This window comes from Bradyrhizobium sp. NAS80.1, assembly GCF_001908205.1.
Classification (GTDB): Bacteria; Pseudomonadota; Alphaproteobacteria; order Rhizobiales; family Xanthobacteraceae; genus Bradyrhizobium.
Map to the genome: position 1 here is coordinate 1 of NZ_LGHL01000125.1, position 22,368 is coordinate 22,368.

General features: G+C 63.3%; 17 protein-coding genes, 2 tRNA genes and 1 pseudogene. 8 read left to right on the top strand and 12 right to left on the bottom strand.

Annotation, left to right across the window (positions count from 1 at the left end; genetic code table 11):
- Positions 1–115 precede the first annotated feature (115 nt).
- The 4 genes from AC629_RS26900 to AC629_RS26915 all read left to right on the top strand — a co-directional run bounded on the left by AC629_RS26900 (position 116) and on the right by AC629_RS26915 (position 2,275).
- Positions 116–520: a GFA family protein gene (locus AC629_RS26900; protein WP_084807957.1), complete on the top strand. Its 405-nt coding sequence runs from the start codon at positions 116–118 to the stop codon at positions 518–520.
- 62 nt (positions 521–582) lie between these two features.
- Positions 583–659, top strand: a tRNA-Val gene (locus AC629_RS26905).
- Positions 660–971: 312 nt separating this feature from the next.
- On the top strand, positions 972–1,163 hold the full coding sequence (locus AC629_RS45660; RefSeq protein WP_143199466.1) for a hypothetical protein: 192 nt from the start codon (positions 972–974) through the stop codon (positions 1,161–1,163).
- A 251-nt stretch (positions 1,164–1,414) separates the two neighbouring features.
- Positions 1,415–2,275, top strand: coding sequence for a class I SAM-dependent methyltransferase (locus tag AC629_RS26915; RefSeq protein ID WP_084807958.1), 861 nt, complete (start codon positions 1,415–1,417; stop codon positions 2,273–2,275).
- Between the two features lie 161 nt (positions 2,276–2,436).
- Here AC629_RS26915 and AC629_RS26920 read toward each other — a convergent pair whose 3' ends face one another.
- The 8 genes and pseudogenes from AC629_RS26920 to AC629_RS26955 all read right to left on the bottom strand — a co-directional run bounded on the left by AC629_RS26920 (position 2,437) and on the right by AC629_RS26955 (position 11,590).
- Positions 2,437–3,405, bottom strand: a complete 969-nt coding sequence (locus tag AC629_RS26920; protein WP_084807937.1) for a cation diffusion facilitator family transporter — start codon at positions 3,403–3,405, stop codon at positions 2,437–2,439.
- A gap of 2 nt (positions 3,406–3,407) precedes the next feature.
- Positions 3,408–6,618 (bottom strand): annotated as a pseudogene (locus tag AC629_RS26925) (efflux RND transporter permease subunit).
- Positions 6,611–7,588, bottom strand: a complete 978-nt coding sequence (gene ihpB / locus AC629_RS26930; RefSeq protein WP_084807938.1) for a divalent metal ion exporter adaptor subunit IhpB — start codon at positions 7,586–7,588, stop codon at positions 6,611–6,613. Before ihpB ends, AC629_RS26925 begins: the two are co-directional and overlap by 8 nt.
- Positions 7,585–8,859: a divalent metal ion exporter subunit IhpA gene (gene ihpA, locus AC629_RS26935; protein ID WP_084807939.1), complete on the bottom strand. Its 1,275-nt coding sequence runs from the start codon at positions 8,857–8,859 to the stop codon at positions 7,585–7,587. Before ihpA ends, ihpB begins: the two co-directional genes overlap by 4 nt.
- A gap of 55 nt (positions 8,860–8,914) precedes the next feature.
- Positions 8,915–9,277, bottom strand: coding sequence for a hypothetical protein (locus AC629_RS26940; protein WP_084807940.1), 363 nt, complete (start codon positions 9,275–9,277; stop codon positions 8,915–8,917).
- A 134-nt stretch (positions 9,278–9,411) separates the two neighbouring features.
- Entirely contained in the window at positions 9,412–9,639 is a 228-nt protein-coding gene (locus AC629_RS26945) for a hypothetical protein (protein WP_084807941.1), read from the bottom strand.
- A gap of 299 nt (positions 9,640–9,938) precedes the next feature.
- On the bottom strand, positions 9,939–11,189 hold the full coding sequence (pepT, locus tag AC629_RS26950; RefSeq protein ID WP_084807942.1) for a peptidase T: 1,251 nt from the start codon (positions 11,187–11,189) through the stop codon (positions 9,939–9,941).
- A 101-nt stretch (positions 11,190–11,290) separates the two neighbouring features.
- Positions 11,291–11,590: an HU family DNA-binding protein gene (locus tag AC629_RS26955; protein ID WP_074122206.1), complete on the bottom strand. Its 300-nt coding sequence runs from the start codon at positions 11,588–11,590 to the stop codon at positions 11,291–11,293.
- Between the two features lie 237 nt (positions 11,591–11,827).
- Here AC629_RS26955 and AC629_RS26960 point away from each other — a divergent pair.
- Positions 11,828–11,904, top strand: a tRNA-Asp gene (locus AC629_RS26960).
- Between the two features lie 407 nt (positions 11,905–12,311).
- On the opposite strand, the gene AC629_RS26970 is transcribed toward AC629_RS26960, so the two are convergent.
- Positions 12,312–12,758 (bottom strand): hypothetical protein, encoded by a 447-nt coding sequence (locus AC629_RS26970; RefSeq protein WP_084807944.1) that lies wholly within the window; start codon positions 12,756–12,758, stop codon positions 12,312–12,314.
- Positions 12,759–13,076: 318 nt separating this feature from the next.
- Between AC629_RS26970 and AC629_RS26975 the strand changes: the two genes are divergently transcribed.
- Positions 13,077–13,616, top strand: coding sequence for a DUF2846 domain-containing protein (locus tag AC629_RS26975; protein ID WP_143199468.1), 540 nt, complete (start codon positions 13,077–13,079; stop codon positions 13,614–13,616).
- 385 nt (positions 13,617–14,001) lie between these two features.
- Here AC629_RS26975 and gap read toward each other — a convergent pair whose 3' ends face one another.
- A complete protein-coding gene (gap, locus tag AC629_RS26980) occupies positions 14,002–15,009 on the bottom strand; it encodes a type I glyceraldehyde-3-phosphate dehydrogenase (RefSeq protein WP_084807959.1) in 1,008 nt (335 codons plus the stop codon).
- A 278-nt stretch (positions 15,010–15,287) separates the two neighbouring features.
- Between gap and AC629_RS26985 the strand changes: the two genes are divergently transcribed.
- Both AC629_RS26985 and AC629_RS26990 read left to right on the top strand, forming a co-directional pair.
- Complete coding sequence (locus AC629_RS26985) at positions 15,288–16,793, top strand: L-lactate permease (protein WP_084807946.1); 1,506 nt, start codon at positions 15,288–15,290, stop codon at positions 16,791–16,793.
- A 169-nt stretch (positions 16,794–16,962) separates the two neighbouring features.
- Entirely contained in the window at positions 16,963–17,973 is a 1,011-nt protein-coding gene (locus tag AC629_RS26990; protein ID WP_084807947.1) for a hydroxyacid dehydrogenase, read from the top strand.
- Positions 17,974–18,023: 50 nt separating this feature from the next.
- On the opposite strand, the gene AC629_RS26995 is transcribed toward AC629_RS26990, so the two are convergent.
- Together AC629_RS26995 and glk are read right to left on the bottom strand one after the other, a co-directional pair.
- Positions 18,024–21,299 (bottom strand): beta-phosphoglucomutase family hydrolase, encoded by a 3,276-nt coding sequence (locus AC629_RS26995; RefSeq protein ID WP_084807948.1) that lies wholly within the window; start codon positions 21,297–21,299, stop codon positions 18,024–18,026.
- A gap of 95 nt (positions 21,300–21,394) precedes the next feature.
- Entirely contained in the window at positions 21,395–22,339 is a 945-nt protein-coding gene (gene glk / locus AC629_RS27000; RefSeq protein WP_084807949.1) for a glucokinase, read from the bottom strand.
- Positions 22,340–22,368 lie beyond the last annotated feature (29 nt).

The window sequence follows — 22,368 nt, forward strand, 5'->3', positions numbered from 1 at the left end:
CGGCCCGCATAATCCGCTGAACCGCCGGATACGGACCCGTATGTCCGGTGGTGTGGGAGGGGCGGCGTCGCGAGACGCCCCCCTATCCCGATTTGGGAGGCGAGGGACGATGGCGATGCAGATCGACGGCCAATGTCATTGCGGGCAGATCACCTTTGAAGCCGGGATCGACCCTGAGGCCGTCTCGGTTTGCCATTGCCGGGATTGCCAGACCCTGACGGGATCGCCGTTTCGCGTGACCGTCATCTGTTCCGGCGCCGACGTCCGCCTGACCGGCGGAACGCCAAAAGTCTACGGCAAGCGCGGTGACAATGGCCGGATGCGCTTCCAGCATTTTTGCGGCAGTTGCGGTTCCCCGCTGTTCACCAGCGGCGAGGGCGACCAGGCCGACGATTGGGGCATCCGCTGGGGCAGCATCCGCCAGCGCGATGCCTTGCGGCCCGTCAGGCAGATCTGGTGCCAGTCGGCTGTGGTCTGGATCGACGCGGTGCCGTTGCTGCCGGGCCGGCCTGGAGATTGAGGCCAAGGAAATGACGTTCCGCGCTTGCCCGTCCGGGGCTGGTGAGGATAAAGAAGCGGCGAGGGCGGTTAGCTCAGCTGGTTAGAGCATCTCGTTTACACCGAGAGGGTCCGCGGTTCGAATCCGTGACCGCCCACCAATCAAATCAGGCAGTTTGCACTCTCCGCGGCCCGTAACGGAAAGGGGAACGCGAACCAAGCCATATCCGGCCTAATAGGCCAGCGATAAAATCCTGCATCCCTTTGACGTGTTTGTCGATGGTCTTCGGCTCGAATTCGCGACCGGCCCCCGCCAGCGAACCCAGTTTGCCGGCGCTCTTGGCCCTTTCGCCAGGCTCGCGATGCCCAGAAAGAGCCTCCGACGCGTCCAAAATTGCCTCCGTTCGGTCATCTTTTCGATTGCCGCCCAAACCACCGTTCGAGCTCCCTGCAACAGCGTGGAGTATCGCGTGATGAGTGATCTTCGCACGAAGCTGGAAAGGTACGAGTCCAAAGCCGCCCATTGCATGAAAGCGGCTCAAGAAGCTCCGGATGAGGCCGGTCGGGCTTTTTACGAGGGGCTCGCTCACTACTATGACGAACTCGCTGCGGACTTCCGCCGCGTCCTTGCCAAGCGAACCGGGGCCGCGTTGGCAGCGGAATGAACTAGCGTAGCGCAGGTCGTGCAGCAAATCTCCTCGCTGTGTCGTGCGGCGTGCCCGCTTAGCGCGCTGCCGGCCAATGCGTGCTCCGCTGAATCGCATCTACCGACATCGCTGCCGGGCTTGCCGTGGCGCATGAGCCACCGAGGCTCGATCTTCAGATTCGGTAATTCCCCGCCTTGTTATGCTGCTACAGCATCTACTGGACCGCGGTGACGGCAGGTATAGTGCGGATGGCAAACACCAGGGACATCATGCAACAGCCAAGCGGACACGAGCTCAACGCCGACCAGATCGCCTACTGGAACGGCCCCAGCGGGCAGCGCTGGGCCGATCGTCACGCGGTGCAGGAGACGCTGCTCGGGCCGATCGCCGATGTCCTGATCGACCGCGCCAGGCCGAAGCCGGGTGAGCGCGTGATCGACGTCGGCTGCGGCTCGGGGGCGACGACGGTCGCGTTCGCGAAAGCCGTGGCACCGAACGGCTTTGCGCTCGGCCTCGACGTCTCTGACCCAATGCTGTCGCAGGCGCGTGCGCTGGCGCCGAAAGGCCCGCCGCTCGATTTCGTGTTGGCCGACGCGACGGTCCATCCGTTCGAGCCGGCGAGCTTTGACCTCCTCGCCTCGCGCTTCGGCGTGATGTTCTTTGCCGATCCGATTGCATCCTTCACCAACCTTCGTCGTGCGTTGAAGCCGACCGGGCGGCTCGCCTTCATCTGCTGGCGTGAGCCGAAGGAGAATCCCTGGATGATGGCGCCGCTGATGGCGGTCTACAAGCATGTGCCGAAAATGCCGCCGGTCGGGCCGGAGGAGCCGGGCCCATTCGCCTTCGCCTCGGAAGAGCGCGTGATGCGCATCCTGAAAGGTGCTGGCTTCGTGGACGTGGCGATGGAGCCGCACAATCTCGCGATGGACATCGCCATCGGCGGCGGGCTCGATGCCGCCGTCGATGGCTCATTGCAGATCGGCCCCGCCAGTCGCGCGCTCCAGGGCCATCCGCCGGAGACTTACGCTGCGGCCAAGGCATCGATCCGCGAGACGCTCGCGCCGTTCCTCAAGGGCCAGTCGGTGGCCTTGCAGGGCGCGATCTGGATCGTGACGGCGAAGGCAGCGTAAGGCGTAAGCGTAGCTCTCTCCCCACCGCGAGCGCAGCGAAGCAATCCAGACTGTTTCCACGGACGCACTCTGGATTGCTTCGTCGCGGAGCCTGTCATCGGGCCGGCCGAAGGCCGGACCCGTTGGCTCCTCGCAATGACGTGTGGATGGGGCCGAGAATCCTAAACCACATCGTCCGGCGCCAGCGCGCAGCCATTGTCGGGATGCGTCTCGACCTGGAGCGTGGTGTGGCCGATGCGGAACGACGTCCTGAGCAGCTGCGCTGTCTCCATCAGGAACGCATCGACCGCGCCGGCGGGCATGACGAGGTGACAGGTCAGGGCGGTCTCGGTGGTCGAGATCGGCCAGACGTGGAGATCGTGGATCGCGGACACGCCGGGCCGCGCCAGCAGGAACGCCCTGATCGCGGCGAGGTCGGTGCCCCTTGGCGCGGCCGCCATCGACATGTCGATGGAGCCGCGGAGCAGGCTGGTGGTGCTCCAGAGGATGGCCGCGCAGATGACGAGGCCGGTCACCGGATCGAGCCAGAGCCAGCCGGTCCAGATGATCAGTGCGGCCGAGACGACGACGCCGAGCGAGACCGCGGCGTCGGCGGCCATGTGCAGATAGGCGCCTTCGATGTTGAGGTCGTCCTTGCGTCCGCTCGCGAACAGCATGGCGGTGAAACCGTTGATGAGGATGCCGATGCCGGCGACCACCATCACGGTCACACCCGCGATCGGCTCTGGCTCGCGCAGGCGGAGGATCGCCTCCCAGCCGATCGCGCCGGTCGCGACCAGCAGGAACACCGCGTTCGCGAGCGCCGCCAGGATGGTGGAGGCGCGCAGGCCATAGGTGAAGCGACCGCTCGGCGCCCGCCGCGCCGCGATCGACGCGCCCCAGGCCACGACCAGGCCGAGCACATCGCTGAGATTATGGCCGGCGTCCGCGAGCAGGGCGGTGGAGTTGCTGATATAGCCATAGACGGCTTCAGCCACGACCAGCGCCGTGTTGAGCGCAATGCCGATCGCGAATGCTTTGCCGAAATTGGCGGGCGCATGGACATGCGCGTGGCCAAGACCATGATCATGACCATGGTCGTGCCCGCTATGGTCATGGTGGTGATGACCGTGATGGTCGTGGTTGCCCACGTCTATCGCCCCTCGGAAGTTGCCAAATCAGGCGCCATTGTAGGCGTTTCGCTTGCTGCGTCACGACGGAACAGCACATAGAGCGCCGGCAGCACCAGCAGCGTCAACACGGTCGAGGAGATGATGCCGCCGATCACCACGGTGGCAAGCGGCCGCTGCACCTCGGCGCCGGCGCCGGTCGCCAGCGCCATCGGCACGAAGCCGAGGGAGGCGACCAGCGCGGTCATCAGCACCGGACGCAGGCGGGTCAGTGCACCCTCGCGCACGGCATCCGCAATGGGGCGGCCCTCGCTGCGCAGCCGCTCGATGAAGGCGATGATGACGAGGCCGTTGAGCACGGCGACGCCCGACAGCGCGATGAAGCCGACGCCGGCGCTGATCGACAGCGGAATGCCGCGCAGCAGAAGCGCCGCGACGCCGCCGGTCAATGCCAGTGGCACGCCGGAGAACACGAGAGCCGCATCCGCCGCCGATCCCATGCCCATGAACAGCAGCACGAACACCAGCAACAGCGCGACCGGCACGACAATCGTCAGCCGCTTGGTGGCCGAAACCAGTTGCTCGAACTGTCCGCCCCAGCCGATCCAGTAGCCCGGCGGCAGCTTGACCTTCTCGCTGACTGCTTCCTGCGCCTCGGCGACGAAGGACCGCAAATCGCGCCCCCTGACATTGGCCATCACCACAACGCGGCGCTTGCCGTTCTCGCGGCTGATCTGGTTGGGCCCCGGCGCAATCTCGATCGCTGCAACGGAGGAGAGGGGCACGTAGCGCAGCGCCGTACTTCCACCCGGCCACGCGGTTTTCGTGACGGACGCCACGTCCTCGCCCGGTGGCAGCGGGATCGGCAGGGATTTGATCGCGTCCGGATCGGCCCGCAGGCTTTCGGGCAGGCGGACCACGATGTCGAAGCGGCGATCGCCCTCGAACAGCTTTCCGACCGGCTTGCCGCCAACCGCGATCTCGACGAGGTTTTGCACCTCGCTGAGGCTGAGGCCGTAGCGCGACAGCGCCTGGCGGTCGAGCTTGACGGTGAGGATCGGCAGGCCCGCGATCTGCTCGGTCTTCACGTCGGCCGCGCCCTCGGTGCCACGGATCACGCCGTTGACCTGCTGGGCGATTCCCGCGAGCACGTCGAGATCGTCGCCAAAGATCTTGACGCCGACGTCGCTGCGGATGCCGGCGATGAGTTCGTTGAAGCGCATCTGGATCGGTTGGGTCATGCCATATGCGGTGCCTGGCAGGGTGTTGGCGGCGCGTTCGAGCTCAGTGACCACCTCGTCCTTCGGCTTGGCGGGATCGGGCCATTCGTCGCGCGGCTTCAGCGTGACATAGGTGTCGGCAACGTTCGGCGGCATCGGGTCATTGGCGATCTCGGCGGTGCCGATCTTGGAGAAGATGGTCGCCACCTCCGGCACCTGCTTGATCGCCTTCTCGAGACGGAGCTGCATGTTGACGCTCTGGGTCAGGCTGGTGCCGGGAATCCGGATGGTCTCGATGGTGATGTCGCCCTCGTCAAGGCTCGGAATGAACTCGCCGCCCATCCGCGTTGCGGCAAACAGGCTGCCGGCGACGATCAGCACGGCACCGAGCGCGACGCTGCGGCGATATCGGATGGCACGGTCGAGCAGCGGCACATAGAACCGCATGGCCGCCCGCATAAAGACGTTCTCCTTCTCCGAGACCTTTCCGGTGACGAAAATCGCGATCGCGGCCGGAACGAAGGTGACCGACAGCAGCGCCGCGCCCGCGAGCGCCATCAGCACGGTCAGCGCCATCGGCGTGAACATCTTGCCCTCGGTTCCGGTCAGGGTGAGAACCGGCAGATAGACCACGGCAATGATCAGCGTGCCGAACAGGCTCGGCTTGATGACCTCGCTGCTGCCGTCGCGGATGGTCTGGAGGCGTTCGTCCAGTGTCAGAAGCCGGCCGCGCCTGTGCTGCGCCACGGCGAGGAGCCGCAGGCAGTTCTCGACGATGATGACCGCGCCGTCGACGATGATGCCAAAGTCGATTGCGCCGAGACTCATCAAATTGGCGCTGACCTTGCTCTCGACCATGCCTGTGATCGTGAACAGCATCGACAGCGGGATGACACAGGCCGTGATTAGCGCGGCGCGGATATTGCCGAGGATCAGGAACAGAACTGCGATCACCAGCGCCGCGCCCTCGATGAGGTTCTTCTGGACGGTCTGGATGGTCGCTTCGACCAGATGCGTGCGGTCGTAGACTGCGCGCGCGATCACACCGTCGGGCAGCGATTTTGCGATCTCCTTGAGCCGCGCCGACACGCGCTGGGCCACGGTGCGGCTGTTCTCGCCGATCAGCAGCATGGCGGTGCCGAGCACGGTCTCACTGCCGTTAGACGTCGCCGCGCCGGTGCGCAGGTCCTGCCCCTCCTGGACCTCGGCGACGTCGCCGATGCGCACTGGCACGCCGCCCCGCGAGCCGATCACGATGTCCCGGATCTCGGCGATATTAGCGACCTGGCCGGGGGTGCGGACCAGGTATTGCTCGCCGTTGCGCTCGATATAGCCGGCGCCGACATTGGCGTTGTTGGCGGCGAGCGCCGTCATGATGTCGCGGAAGCCGAGACGGTAGGCCATCAGCCGGCCGGGGATCGGCAGTACGTGGAATTGCCGCTCATAACCGCCGATCGAGTTGACCTCGATGACGCCGGGAATGGTGCGCAGCTGCGGCTTGATGATCCAATCCTGGATGGTGCGCAGCTCCGTCGGCGTGAAGTCGGCGCCAGTCGGCGACTTCGCGCCGGCCTTTGCCTCGACGGAGTAGACATAGATCTCGCCGAGCCCGGTCGAGATCGGCCCCATCGCAACCTCGGTGCCGGCCGGAAGCTGGTCTTTCGCCTGCTGGATGCGCTCGTTCACCAACTGTCGCGCGAAATAGATGTCGGTGCCGTCCTGGAACACGACGGTGACCTGGCTCAGGCCATAGCGCGAGATCGAGCGGGTGTAGTCGAGCTTCGGCAGGCCCCCCCATCGCGGTCTCGATCGGGAAGGTGATGCGCTGCTCGGCTTCGAGCGGCGACAGGCCCGGCGCGCGCGTGTTGATCTGGACCTGAACGTTGGTGACATCAGGGACCGCGTCGATCGGCAGGCGCGTGAAATTCCAGGCGCCGAAGGCGCCGGCGGCAAGCGCGATCAGAACCACCAGCCAGCGCTGGCGGATCGAGAAGGCGAGCAGGGCGTCAATCATGGTCGGCCTCTCCCTTGCCCATCTCCGCCTTCACGACAAAGCTGTTCTCGGCGACATAGTGCTCGCCGATGGAAAGGCCGGCGCGAATCTCGACGAACTTCGGATCGGAATCGCCTGTTTCCACGGGGCGCGCCTCGATCTTGTCGCCGTCCTCGCGGACGAACACGATGGTCCTGTTCTCCAGCGTCTGGATCGCGCTTCTGCGCACGGCGACCGCGACGTTGCGGGCAGCGAGGATCAGCCGCGCCGTGACGAACAGGCCGGGCCGGAGCCGGCCCTCCGGATTTTTCAGCACCACGCGCGCAAGCGCCGTCTGGGTCTCGCTGCTGCCGATCGGCGCCATGTAGGAGATCGTGCCCTTGATCTCGCCGCGGCCGTCGTCGGGATCGATCAGCACTTCGTCGTTGAGGCGAACGCGCCGGAGGTCCTGCCGGTAGATCGACAGATCGACCCAGATGGTGGAGAGGTCGGCGACGACGAAGGCCGGCTTCTGTTCGGAGGCGTATTCGCCGAGCGATATCTGCCGCTCGATGATGGTGCCGGCAATCGGCGCCCGGAGCTCGTAGACGGTCAGGCTCTGGTTGCTCTCGATCGCGGCGAGCAGGTCGTCCTTGGCGACCTTGTCGCCGATGCGCTTCAGGATCGATTTGGCGACGCCCGGAAAGCGCGGCGTCACCTGCACGACGGCTTCCTGGTTGGCGCGCAGGATACCGTTGAAGGCGAGCGTATCTGTCAGCGTGGCGCCCGCGGCCTCCGCCAGTGTCACGCCGGCGGCCGCGAGCTTGACGTCGGAGATGCGGATGCGGTCTGCGCCGTGCTCGTCCTGCTCGACATGGTCGTTCGGCTTCTCGGACTTCTTTTCCTCGGCGTGTTCGGTCGGTGCGACCTTGGCCGGCGCGAGCAGGGAATAGCCCCAGGCGCCGAGCGCCGCTGCAATGACGGTCACGAGGATGGTGGAGGATGTCTTCATCGTGCGCTCTCCCGGGCCAGCGCAAAGGGATTGCCGACGAGGCCTTCAATGGTCGCGACGCCGGTGTGGAAATTCTGCAGCGCCTCCTGCTCGCGCAGCCGCGCCTGGGCAACGCTCGCCTGGGCGTCGAGCACCTCGAGCAGGGTGAAGCGGCCCTGGCCGTAGCCTTGCGAGATTGCTTCCGCCGCTTCAGTGGCCTTGGGGATCGCGGTCTCGCGCAGCACGGCGAGCTCGCGCAGCGAGCCCTGAAGCGAGTCATAGGCGCGGCCAGCGATCACAATCAGGGTGTTGCGGTTGGCTTCGCGCTCGGCTTTGGTCTTGGCTAAGCTTTCCTGCGCCGACAGGATGTTGCCCTGGTTTTGGTCGAACACTGGGATCGGCACCGAGACGGTGAGCCGCACCGCATCGTCATTGGTCTCGTTGAAGTGGCGCCAGCCGGCGGCGATCCGCACGTCCGGATAAGGCCTGAGCCGAGCCAGCAACAGTTCGGAATTCCGCTGTGCATAAACCGCGGTCCAGCGCACCAGCTGTGGATTGGCATCGATGGCAGCAACGACCGACTGGAACGAGGGTGGCCGTCCCATGGTGTCCAGGCGGCCGGAGACTTCGCCGAATTTCGCTGCGGGATCGCCCATCAGAACCGCAAGCTCGCGGCGGGCGCTGGCGAGCGTGGACTTCAAACGCTCGCGGTCGGCCTTCACCAGCGCGGAGGCGACCTCGGCGCGGCCGGTCTCGGCCGGCGAGGAGGCGCCGGCCTCGACACGGCGGCGCAGGAGCGGCGTCAGCCGGTCGATCGCGGTGATCTGCTCGTCGAGGATCTGGATGCGCCGCTGCGCCCCGAGCACGCTGAGAAAGGCGATCGCGGTCTCCGACAGCACCTCTAACCTGACAGCCTTGCGCTGGATCGCGGCGACCTCGATGCCGGCGGCCCCGGCTGCGATCCGCGCGTCGCGCTTGCCGAACAGCTCAAAGGCCTGGCTGATCTGGAGCGTGGTTTCGGCTGACTTGGTGCCGCGATAGATGCCGGAGCCGAACGAATTGTCCTGTTCGTAGGACAGTTCCGGATTGAGGAGCGCGCCTGCCTGGATGCGCTGGCCCGTGGCGATGCCGACGTCGCGCTCCGCCGCTGTCAGGCGCGGGCTTGCGGCGAGCGCGCGTGAGAGAGCCGCGCGCATGGTCAGGGTCTGGGCGTCGGAGGGCAGCACCAGGAATGGGCTGATGAGAATAGCCGTCGCGCACGCCATGCGCGCGGCCGTTCGCCTGCAAAACATGAATCGGACCTGTGAGGGAGAATCGATGGGCGCGCGTAGCGCCCGGCTGACCCGTTCAGCCTAGATGCTTGGGAGGCGGGGAGTCGGTGTCGGGGACGATGCCCACGAGGCGGGGCTCGGGCTGCGGGTGCGAGGTAGACGCAAACGCGATCGACGCGGCCGACGGCGCCGGCTGCGCCATCGTCACCGAGAAGCAGCCATGGCAATGATGGCCGCCCAGGGCCTTGTGATCGCTATGGCCGCTGGAGCCATCGAGGACCGCAGCGATCTCCGGGCCGCCGGCGGGCGTGGTGACGTCGATGTCGTGCAGTCCGTGCAGCGCGCCCGCGAGCAGATAGACGGCTGCTATCAGCACAGACAGCAGTCCACGCCAGTTGCGTGGGCGGCAAAATCCTGAGGGCTGGCGGCAGGCGAGCACGATTTCACTCTCGTTGCGGTCTGCGCTCGGCCTAGCATGGCGGCGGGAACAGTGTCGACCCGCAACATTGTTACGTCCCTGGAATAATCGCCGCAGTAGCGAGTGCGTTGTGAGCGCTTCTCATTGGCGAGTCATCACGCGCGGGCGTGAGGCGAAGGTATCATTTGCCACTGCGCTAGGCTGCTCCGAAACATGTGCGTGTCGTCGGCTTCCACTGTGATGGCGGCACGACAACTCGCTTCCATCGCCCGCTCCAGCCATTTGATGGCTTCATCGATCCATTGGTCGTGATGCTCGGGATCGGCGATGGCCTTCTCCCGGAATGCATTGGCCTGATGCAGGCACGCCGTTCTGCGGTCCACGCGGTGCTCCCGATCTTGAGGTTCCGCCCCGATCGCATCTTTGATGAGCCCGGCGCCGGCGTCGTTAACATAGGACAGGAAGTCTCAAAAACGAGAAGGCCCCAGCCCGGGACCAACCGGCTGAGGCCTTCTGTGCTCACAATCTTCGTCCTTTGGGACTTATGCAGACAACCCGCATCTTGCTGGTTCGTTCCCGTCGGCTGGCGACATCAGAAACATTCGTCAGGTCCCTCAGCGGAGCGTTTGAGGAGGATGGGACTACTGCTGGGAGTACGCCCGGCCATTGTTGTGATGAGAGACTACGCCTTCTCCTCCCAGATCATCGCAAGATGCACGATCGTCTGCACGGCCTTTTCCATGTCCTGCCGGCTGACCCATTCGAGGCGCGAGTGGAACGCGTGCTCGCCGGCAAAGATGTTGGGGCAGGGCAAGCCCATGAAGGACAGGCGCGAGCCGTCGGTGCCACCGCGGATCGCGGTGCGCATCGGGCGCAGCCCGGCCCGGCGGATCGCCTCGATGGCGTATTCGAGGATGTGCGGGTGACGGTCGATCACCTGCTTCATGTTGCGGTACTGCTCCTTCATCTCGAACTTGTAGGTCGAGCGCGGATAGTCCTTCATCACGTCCTTGACGATGCCCTCGAGCAGGGTCTCCTTCTCCTTCAGCCCTTCCTCGGTGAAATCGCGCACGATGAAGGAGAGCGTCGCCTGCTCCAGCGCGCCGTCGATGCCGATCGGATGCAGAAAGCCCTGCTTGCCCGAGGTTGTCTCCGGCGAGCAGCCTTCCTTGGGCAAGCGCTCGACGATGGCGGCGGCGATCTTGATCGCGTGCTCCATCTTGCCCTTGGCATAGCCGGGATGGGCGCTGACGCCGTTGATGGTGATGGTGGCGCCGTCGGCTGAGAACGTCTCGTCCTCGACGCTGCCCGCACTCTCGCCGTCCATGGTGTAGCCGAAATCGGCGCCAAGCTTCTTCAGGTCGACATTGTCGACGCCGCGGCCGATCTCCTCGTCGGGCGTGAACAGGATCTTGATGGTGCCGTGCTTCACATCGGGATTATTGATGAAGAAGTGCGCGGCATCCATGATCTCGGCGACGCCGGCCTTGTTATCGGCGCCCAGCAGCGTAGTGCCGTCGGTGGTGACGATATCGTTGCCGATCTGGTTCTTCAGCGCGGGATGTTCGGCAAAGCGGATCACCTGGCTTGTATCGCCCGGCAGGGTGATGTCGCCGCCGCGATAGTTCTTCACGACTTGCGGCTTGACGTCCTTGCCGGTGACGTCGGGTGAGGTGTCCATGTGCGAGCAGAAGCAGATCACCGGCACCTTCTTGTCGGTGTTGGCGGGAATCGTCGCGTAAACGTAGCCGTAGTCATCGAGATGCGCGTCGGCGACGCCCATGGCCTTCAGCTCGGTGACGAGCACGCGGCCGAGATCCTTCTGCTTCTCGGTCGAGGGTGAGGCCGGGGATTCCGGATCGGACTGGGTATCGATGGTGACGTAGCGCAGGAAGCGCTCGGTCACGGTATGCGAAAAGGTGAGGGAGGACATTTCTGGTCAAACCGCCGTGTCAGGGGAAGCAGGCGGTATATCAGAAAAGCGGGCCGCGTTGCGGCCGGACCAGGCTGGATCAGGCTTAACGAAAGGTAGCTTCAGATCGCTTCCTTGAGTTCCTTGACCGGGCGGAAGCCGACCTTCTTGCTGGCCTTGATGTGGATCGGCTCGCCGGTTGCGGGATTGCGGCCGGTGCGGGCGGCGCGCTTGCGGACCTGGAGAATGCCGAGCCCGACGATGCGGACGCGATCGCCCTTCTTCAGGTGCTTGGTGATCAGGTCGACCATGTCGGTGAGCACGGCTTCGGCGTGCTTCTTCGAGAGGTCCTGGCTCTCCGCGATGTCTGCGGCGAGGTGCTTGAGCGTGATGGTGGCGGGAGCGGCTGACTTCTTTGCCATGTCTGGCCTCCTCGATTCTTGCCGGGGTTACGGGGCGAGGGCCTCGGAACCACGCAAGTTACGGAAGGCGTAGACGATTCGGGTCCGAACTGACTACGCCGCGGGACGTGGAGGAGCCCGTTCGCGTGCGCGATCTGCGCGAGGCGGGGAGTATTCCAGATATGGGTACCAACGTCCTTGACTTCACTTGGTCCGGCCTTTAAGTCCCCCCTCGTTCCGCAGACATCTACGCGTCACGCGGGAGTAGCTCAGTTGGTTAGAGCGCCGGCCTGTCACGCCGGAGGTCGCGGGTTCGAGCCCCGTCTCTCGCGCCATTTCATGGCGGAATATCAATCACTTAAAATCAGCCCGATCTGGACCTTTCTTGGAAAAGCGTCACCAAGTCCGGCGTGGAGACACTTTCGTACGGTTTTTGTTCCAGTTTGCGCGCGCCGACAGCGCGGGCTTCGTCGAAGCGACGCATATGTCCCCGGAAGTCATCGCCAAGGGTGTGCTTGGAATAGGCGGCGCCCGACCGGTTCAGAAAGATCGGCGCCTTCGGTGCTATGTCGGCGCCGAGCGGCTAGCCCGTGATAGCCCATGCGCCACACGCGCTGCACGCGAATCAGCACCTCGCGGCGCCGCCACGACGCTTGCCGCGGATCGGGAGCGCTGTTGCTGATGCTCTTGGTCGGGTCGCCGCCCTCGGCGCGGTAGCGCATGCCGGAGCGTGCGATCGCGCTCAACGCCGAATGGGATGCCGTCCGTCAGGGCCGCGCATTGGCAGCCGGCGAGGCCCAGCCCACAGCTTCTTCGGCCGCGGCTGCTCGGTCGGAGGCTTAGCGAAAATGCCGACCTGCGGCATGCCGACGGGCACCGAGCCGTCGACCGTGGGATAGGCTTGGAAGGCGGTCGTGCGGACGCCAGCAGCCGACCAAGCAATGCGGACGCGGCGCATCAGGTCAAGCGATGCCTGCTTGTTGCTGTCGAGATTGCGCCAGTCGTGCATCCGCGTGGCGACCTCGGCAACCTCGACGACCACGTCCAGGGTGGAGAAGGCGCCGATGTCGATGCCGGTGGCGGTATGCTCGACGCAGGCAAGCCTGTGGTTGGCCTTGTTGCTGCTGGGGTCAACGCACAGGAACGGCGACCACCACGCCCCAAAGGGCACGCGGACGATGCCCTGCACCTCGCTGTGCTCATCGTGGGTCGGCCCGCGGACGCCGAAGCGGCAGAACGTCCAGCCCGGATAGGACTGATGGCATCTGGCACCACCGTGCCGATTGGGCCATGATTGCGATAGGGCAGGCAATGCCAACGTACACGCGGCAGCCGTGACAACAACAGGCCCGGACTTGGGTTACTTGCGCCAGGCTCAGGGCAGTCGGGAGCTGAGCTTCCGTTGCAACGCGAGGTTGACCCTCCCAATTCACATCCCTAGGAGTACCGACAGCAAGAGTCTACGCTCTCGCTAAACTCTATTTCCAAGGAAAAGGCGAGAGTTTGTATGCGACGTCTCGCATTACGGGTTTTGATACTTTTCGTTTTTGTCCAGGCCGGTGGATGGACGTGGCTTTCTGAAGCGGCAGCGGCTGGACCTCAGCATGAACCGAGGGCGACGACTGCACCTCAATCCAAGCAGCAAAGCGCGCGACCGGCACATTTATATTTCTTGCGTGAAAAGGGACTTTGGGCGACCGAGGCAGGCATCAAGATCGATGGTCGGCCAGTCGGCTCCGTCTCCAAGGGATACTATTTCTCTGTCGACATGCCGCCCGGACTACACCTCATCACCTGTGTGAATTCGCTTTCGAAGGATTATGAAGCCGAAGTGCAAATCGAGGCTGGACAAACCTACTATTTCGGCATCGGCACACCACAGACCGGCGCACCGGGACAGGACCTCCTCAATCACGCTGTTTCCGGCAGTAGCGGACAGCAATTGCGGTCGACGTCCCCCCTTATGTCTGGTTTTTCCGGAGCTGCCCTCTATCAAATCGAAGCAACAGAAGGGGCGACAATCATCGGTCAGTTAAAGCCGAAATAGCGGCGGCTCCGCTTTGGTTCAGGAGGCGACCATCCAACCAATTTCGCTCCATTTCGTCTTGGGTAGCGGGAGCGCGCGTCAGTCGGCTGGCGCAAACAGGGGAAGTTGTACTGAAGCGGCCAGCCTGCTCTTGCGGCAGCGGAGTTGAATTACTTGGTGGAGCGGCTTCCGAGGCAGGCCGAATGAACTGGGGCAACCTGCCCACTCTGGTGGCAGTAGAGAAACTCGGCCTCGCTCAGCCAACGGTCGGGCCAGAGAAGAGGGGGGGAGTTGTAACCGCGCGGCCCTTAGCCGCGAGAAATAGACAACCTTCGTGCCGGTTGTACGAGCACACATCTTGCGGCGGACGGAGCGTAAGCGGAACGTCCTCGCTTCCTGGTCTTGTTCAGATCAGCTTCCCCATCGCTACGGCGGTATCCGCCATACGGCATGAGAATCCCCACTCGTTGTCATACCACGACATCACGCGCACCAGCGTGCCGTCCAAGACCTTCGTCTGATCCATGTGGAAGACGGAACTGTGCGGATCGTGGTTGAAGTCGACGGAAACATTGGGATTGTTGGTATAGCCAAGAATCCCCTTGAGCTGCTGGTCGGCGGCTCGCTTGATCGCGGCGTTCACCTCGTCCTTCGATGTGGCCCTCTTGGCGACGAACTTGAAATCGACCACCGAAACATTCGGCACTGGGACGCGAATGGCGACACCGTCAAGTTTTCCGTTCAGTTCCGGCAGCACGAGGCCGACAGCCTTTGCCGCGCCTGTTGAAGTCGGGATCATAGACATCGCCGCGGCTCGCGCTCGGTACAAGTCTCGGTGCAATGTATCCAGCGTCGGCTGATCGCCGGTATAGGCATGGATCGTTGTCATGAAGCCCTTTTCGATCCCGATCGCATCGTTGAGCACCTTGGCAACGGGCGCCAGACAGTTGGTCGTGCACGAGGCGGCGGAGACGACCTTGTGCTCCTTCGACAGCGCGCCATGATTGACGCCGTAAACCACCGTGATATCGGCGCCGTCGGCGGGCGCGGAGACGAGGATAGCCTTTGCGCCCGCTGTGAGATGAGCGGAAGCTTTGGCCTTCGAGTTGAAGACGCCCGTGCATTCGAGCGCGATGTCAACGCCCAGATCCTTCCATGGCAGACCTGAGGGATCCTTGATCGCGGTCACCTTGACTTTGCGGCCGCCAACGCTGATGGCGTCGCCTTCAACCTTGACTTCACCCGGGAAGCGGCCGTGCACGGAATCGTATCGTAGAAGGTGCGCGTTGGTCTCGACGGGCCCCAGATCATTGACGGCGACCACCTCGATATCCTTGCGGGCGTCTTCGATGATGGCCCTGAGAATGTTGCGGCCGATGCGGCCGAATCCGTTGATGGCGACTCGAACGGTCATTTTTTCAGCTCCCTTTGCTGGCACCACGCTCGACAGCATTTGGATCGTGAAGACTGCAACGATTGTTTAAGCGCGATCTATGGCGGCCGACCTTGATATTCCGGACACCTGGTCCTTTGGCCACATCCCGCTTCAAGAGCCAGAGCATCGCTTAGGAATCTCCTCGCGCTTGCGCGCAATTTTTTTGCAATCGCAATCAGGAGACCCGGTTCTGCGCAAGGTCGACGCATGGTAGCTATTGGTTGGGGGTGAGCCAAATCAAGTCCACGGGAAGTTGAATGGCAGCCTTAGTCGCGATTGCTCCGCTCGCCTTGATCGTTCTCCTCATGGCCGTATTGCGGTGGTCGGCCGCGAACGCGGGACTGGTCGGACTCGTGGCGGCCACGGCTGGCGCAATCGGATTCTTTGGCTTCGGAACGAATATCTACGCTGAGCAAGGCCGTGCTGGAGCGCTCATCGGAACCGGCGCGGAGGCGATTTTCTCGGCCGTTGACATTCTGTGGATCATCCTGCCGGCCTTGTCACTCTATGAGCTGCAGCAGCGTTCGGGCGCGATCGATGCTATCCGGACGGGACTGATGAGTTTGTCCTCGGACAAGACCTTGCTTGCTCTCATCATCGCTTGGTTCTTCGCGCCGTTCATGGAAGGAGCGGCGGGGTTCGGCACGCCTATCGCTCTGGCTGCGCCTCTGCTGGTCAGCCTCGGTTTCACGCCCGTGGTGGCGGTCGCGTTACCGCTCATTGGTCATGTCACGGGCACTTCTTTTGGCGCGCTCGGCACGCCGATCTTCGCGCAGGCCGACGTGTCAGGCATCAGCGGCAACAGCATCGCGCCGCCGACGGCATTGCTGCACGCGAGCCTGGCGCCATTGCTGGTGCTTTCGATCGTGTTCATCGCGGGCACAGGACGTTTTCAGGCAAAATATGTGGCATGGGCCATGCTCGCCGCCATTTGTTTCCTGCTGCCTTACCTGGCCTTGGCCATTTGGGTGGGACCAGAGTTGCCGACGCTCGGCGGAGCGCTCGCCGGCGGATCGGCATTTGCTTTTGTTCTCAGGCGAATGCACGCGCAGCAATCTGAACGCCTGGATGCGAGATCGCTTGCCGCTGCTGGTCTGCCGTATGGCGTGCTGGTCGGCTTAATCCTCGTGACGCGTCTCGTTCCGCAGATCCGCGATGCGCTCCGGCACGTTGTGCTCGAATGGGGGTTACCTGGACCGTTCGGCGGGCGTGTCGAGCCCCTCTATCATCCCGGGACCATGCTACTCGCCGGATTTCTGCTCGGAGGGCTCTTGCAGGGGTGCAAGACTGCCGACCTGGCCGGTGCCGTCGCTGCCGCCGTTCGACGGTTGGTTCCCGTCGCCGTTGCCTTGTTCGCGATGCTCGCAATAGCCCGGCTGATGGTCCATGCGGGCATGATAGAGGCGCTGGCGGAGACAGCCACGCGGACCGGTCAGGCCTGGCCGCTGCTTGCTCCTTCAGTTGGGGCCATCGGCTCCTTCATCACAGGCTCCACAACCGTCTCCAACATCCTCCTGACGGATCTTCAGCAGGCGGCGGCTGCCAGGCTCGGCTTGCCGATGCTCGCGTTGGTCGCCGCTCAAGGATTCGGAGCTGCCGTCGGCAATTGCGCCGCGCTGCACAACATCATCACAGGCGCCGCGACGGTCGGCCTGCAAGGACGCGAAGGCGATGTGCTGAGAAAAACCGGACCAGTTTGTCTCGGATATCTTGCGCTCGGGGGCGCTCTGGTATTGGCGCTTGCGCGGTGGTTCCCTTTTTGAGGTTGAGAGGCGACCCGAGGTTTTAGATCGTGCGAAAATGTTTCAACAGCACTGTCCTATCAGGAACCCGCGCGGTGACTGAATCCTGCCATCAATGTGAGGTTGCATGGGATTGGACCGTGTAAGCTCATCGGCGCTGTGAACCCGTGCTCAGACCCGGGAGACCACCATGAACATTGTCGTGTTTGAAACCGAGGAATGGGAGCGACCAACCTTCCTGCGTCTTGAGCCACACCATCGCGTACGATGCAGTGCTGAACCGCTCGACAAGCGGAACGCGGCTGAGTTCTCCGACGCCGAGGTTGCCAGCCCATTTGTCAATTCGCGGTTGGACGCATCGGCCCTCTCACAATTCCCGAAGTTAAAGCTGATCGCGACGCGATCGACCGGATACGATCACATCGATCTCAATTACTGCGCCACGCACGCCATCACTGTGTCGAACGTGCCTGACTACGGCGACTCGACGGTGGCCGAGCACGTTTTCGCTCTGCTGTTGGGCGTTGCGCGCAAACTCGTGGAGTCGGTGGAGCAGACGCGACGCGGGCGGTTCACGCAGACAGGGCTGCGAGGCTTTGAGCTCCGCGACCGGGTCATCGGCGTAGTCGGCACCGGCCGGATCGGGCTCCGTGTGATCGAAATCGCATGCGGCTTCGGCATGAATGTTCTTGCTTACGATCTGCGACCGGACGAAGCAGCCGCTACCCGTCTCAAGTTTGCCTACACGAGCCTCGACAAGCTGTTGTCCGATTCCGACGTCGTAACGCTGCACGTGCCTGCGACGTCTGGCACCACTCGCATGCTCTCAGATCGCGAGTTCTCCCGCATGAAGCCGGGTGCGATCCTGATCAATACCGCACGCGGCCATATCGTTGACGTTGAAGCGCTGGTGCGGGCGCTGGCTGATGGAAGGCTTCGCGGCGCTGGCCTCGACGTCCTGCCGCAGGAACCTTTGATCCGTGAAGAGGCGGCGATCTTCCACCAGGAGGCGGCCCCGGACGCCGACGATTTCAAGGCGCTGGTGGCAAACCACGTGTTGCTGCGCTTTCCGAATGTGATTTGTACGCCGCACAATGCCTACAACACCGAGGCGGCCCTGGAGCGAATCGTCGCGACGACACTTTCTAACGTCGAGGCATTTGCACGGGGGACGCCACAGAATGTTGTGTCGGGGCATTGAGGTTCGCACTGGAGTCGATTTCACTCCTCGCATAGTTAGTGCCCGTGTGATCACGAGGGACGAACGAGCGTCAGGCTGGTGCGGTCGCCCGGGCGCAGGACGACATGACGGTCGCCGACCGCGATAGAGATCGGCTCTGCCCCACTCGGATCACTCGAAAGCGTTAGCGCGTCCTGGGTTATGTCCACGCTGAGCGAGTGCTGGCGATAGCGGAGCCGAAAAGCGAGCCGACGCAATTCATCCGGCAGTGCCGGATGGAAATGTAGTTCTTCTCCGCGCAGCTCCAGCCCTGTGAAGCAGCGTTGCAACAGGTCGATCGTGCCAGCCATGGCGCCAAGATGGATGCCTTCGCGCGTGGTTCCTCCTTGAACGTCGCTGATGTCGCTTTGCAGGGCCTCCGTGAACAACGACCAGGAGCGCTGCCGGCAGGAGCGCGCTAGTACCCAAGCATGCACAATGGCACTCAAGGTGGAGCCGTGCGAACTGCGTCGCAAATAATAGTCGATGGTTCTGGGGATCGTACCAGGATCGAAGGCATAGCCGAGACGCTCGAAGAGCTCCGCCAGTTCTTCTGCGGAAAACACATAGAACAACATCAGGACGTCGGCCTGCTTGGAGAGCTTGTAGCGATTGGGCGTGTCGTTCTCTGCCTCGAGGATCAGATCGAGGCGCATGATGTTTGGGTACTTGTGCCGATAAGCGTTCCAGTCGAACTCCTGCAGCGCCTCATAGCCCTCAAACTGGCTGAGAATGCCGTCGTGATGGAATGGCAGGTAAAGCTTGCAGCTGACATGTTCCCAATGTACGAGTTCCTCCTGCTCGATCCGCAGGTCCCGACACAACTCTTGGCAACGTTCTTTCGGCAACAGCTCAAAGAGATCGAGCGCGCGCGTTACGCACCAAGCCGCCATGACATTGGTGTATGCGTTGTTGTCCAAACCCGGCGCATCGCGATCCGGATAACCGTCGTGGAATTCGTCCGGGCCTATGATGCCGCGAATATCGTAGCGGCCGCGTGCTTCGTTCCATTGCGCGATGCTGGCCCAAAAGCGGGCGATCTCGAACATCAACTCGGCGCCGAAGGAGTAAAGGAACTCGGCATCGCCGGTCGCTTGGTAGTACTGCCAGACATTGTAAGCGACCGCAGCGCCAACATGGCGCTGAAGATGCGTGTCGTCCTTGATCCAGTTGCCGGAGCGAGGGTTGAAGTACATGACGTCGGTTTCTTCGCGGCCATCGCTCCCGCTCTGCCACGGGTACATCGCACCGCGGAATCCAGCTTGCCGGGCAGCCCATCGCGCTTCGTCGAGGCGCCGGTAGCGGTAGAGCAGCAGCGCACGAGCGAGGATCGGCAGGTGCAAGCTCAATAATGGGAAGATGAAGAGCTCGTCCCAGAAGATGTGGCCGCGATACCCCTCGCCATGCCAGCCGCGGGCAGGGATGCCGGCGTCCAGCTCCATGCTGTGACTGGAAGCTGTCTGGAGCAGATGGAAGAGGTGCAGGCGCACGGCCAAGTGCGTCTCATCCGCTTCGTCGCCGGCGACATCGAGCAGATCCAGATCAGTGCGCTCCCACAAGTTTCCCCAGGCACGTTCATGGGTTTGCAGAAGTGCATCAAAGCCTTCGGCCCGCACGATCGCAGTGCGCGCGGCAGTTTCCGGATCGGCGATGGCGCGGTCTCTGGAGGTATACAGCGCGATGATCTTCTCGATTTCAGTACTGACGCCCGGCGTGACGTCAAGGATGACATCGTAGCCAACACGTGCCGCTTCCTTGATCGGGCGCTTGTCGACGGCGACATCGAGCCCGCGCACGCTTACCTCAATCCGTGCGGCCTGTGCGAGCCGCAGCTTCGACTGCGTCGTCTCGACCTGGAGCAGCATGGAGCTAGGTGCAATGGCGGCGGCGTCGCACACACGCAGATTCCTGCTTGCAAACGCTTTGTAGCGCGGCACGCCGGTATTGGCGACGTCGCCGTCCAGCATGGCGCGCACCGTGAGCCGGCCCGACCAGTTCTCCGAAGTGATGGTGACATGCTGGCCGGCGAGGTGCTTGGCGTCCATGTGCACGAACCGGCGCTCGGCGAGGCTGGTTTCCCGCCCGAGCGCGTCGCGTACGCGCAAAGTTCGCAAGTAAAGGCCGCGGCGCAGATCGAGCGTTAGCTGATACCCAAGGATTTCGACGCGACGCAGGTCGAACCATTCTCCCTCGTCGATTCGGAACGTCAGTGGCAGCCAGTTGGGGAGGTTGACCAGGTCCTCGTTCTCGATCGGACGGCCATCGATCAACGTCGTGAGCCGGTTGTAGGCGCCGGCAAGATACGTGCCGGGATAATGCAGGTCATCAGCGCGTGCCTCCGCAGCCGCTCCGCGGGTCACGAAATACCCGTTGCCGACGGCGAACAGGGTTTCGCGACGGCCCTCCAGGGCAGGGTCGAAACCCTCATGGGCAAACAGCCACGGGTCCGGTCTAGCCTGCGCTGCTGGATGGCAGGTCTCTGTTCCCGATTGCGCGATGAACGGGTCGAGCCGATGCACATCCAGCTGCGCCGTGCGCCGTCGTGTCGGCCCATCCTCCAATTCCAAATCGATCTGGTTGAGGTCGGCGACAACGATATCGGCGCCAGCGTCTTCCAGGGCCGTCCCATGGCCGGTCCGGTCGATGCCGATGACAAGGCCGAAACCGCCGGCTCGTCCCGCGGCCACGCCGGCAATCGCGTCCTCGATGACGACGGTGCGCTCGGGCGAGATCCCGAGGCGCCGCGCCGCCTCGAGAAACGTATCCGGCGCCGGCTTCCCCCGCAGCCCCGACGCCGCGGCATCCTGTCCGTCAACGCGAGCATCGAACAGCCGGTCGAGCCGTGTGGCTTGCAGAACCTCTCGGCAGTTTCGGCTCGCCGAAACCACCGCTGTCCTGAGGCCGAGGGCGCGCAGACGCCGTATCAGCGCCACCGTGGACGGATAGATGTCTACCCCCTTGCTGCGCATCCGCTCGAGAAACAACCCGTCCTTTCGCTTGGCGAGGCCGTGGACGGTTTCGGCCTCGGGGCCGTCCGCTTCGCTGCCTTCCTCTACCTCCACAACTCGGGCGGACAGAAAGGCACGAATAGCCTCCTCGCGCGGACGCCCATCGATGTAGCTGTGATAGTCTTGGAGCGTGAATGGCGCAAAGCTAGCGCCGGTGCGGCGGGTGGCCCCTTCGAAAAAGGCATCGAAGGTTTGCTGCCATGCCTGGAAATGGATGCGCGCGGTATCCGTAATCACGCCATCAAGATCGAAGGCGACGGCATCAAATCGCGACGGAACGAGACCGGCCTTGCGTGGCATCCCTGAGCTCGGCATCGGGCTTGTTTGCGAACACATCACAGGTCCCTCAATAGCCGTTCAGCTTGAGTTTCGTCGCGCGCTCGTCCTGGCTCAGCTCAAACGGAGCGGCTATGCTCTACATACCGTGCCGCGCCGAGTAGGCCTGCGTGAGGGCGCAAGATCTGATCGATCGATATCCCGTCCAGGTACGAGCTGAGTCGTCCCTTTGCGATGAAAGCTCGGGTCAATGCTTCCACATCCCAAAGTGGCCGCAGCCCGCGGCATAGTCCGCCAGTGATGACAACCCCGCCACTGGTCAGAAGGGTCAGCGCGAGGCTGCCCGCCGTAGAGCCGAGGATGGATGAGAAGATCCTTATTGCCTCACGACAGGTGGGGCACTGACCTGCTGCAGCACGCGCCGAAACGTCTCTTGGATCGTGAACGTCGATGATCTGTCCGTTGATCTCGGCCAAAGTTGTCGCGATCGACAACAGCCCTGATCCGGACAGCAACCGCTCAACTGACAAATGCGCATGTTGATCCTGAAGACGCGACTGGATTTCCGCTTGCAGGCGGTCCGTCGGGGCGAATGTGGCATGCCCGGCCTCACTCGGGAGGCCGACAAACGTACCCGCATCGTTCAGCAGAAAAGCGACACCGAGGCCGGTTCCGGGGCCAATTACCAGGGTAGGGTGCTCCGGATTGCGGGTTCCAGATTTCACCGAGCCGATCTCATCGGGCTGCAACGCGGCAAAGGACAATGCTTGGGCGACAAGGTCATTGATGACGATCAGCTTGCGCAAGCCGAGCCGCCGGCGCACATCCTCAATCGAGAATCGCCAAGTGCTGTTGCTGAACCATACTTCATCGCCCAATACGGGACCGGCTACACCAAGCACCGCCTCTTCCACCTTCGGAGCGTGAGACAGATAGTCCTCTGCTGCTTCAGCGAGGCTGGGATATTGAGCAGCAGGGAGCTTGCGTACGTCGCGGGGACACTTGCCCGGCTCCGCAATCGCAAACCTTGCGTTGGTTCCACCAATGTCGCCGACTAGCCGCATGGCGCTCAGCCTCCAACGGTGATAACTTT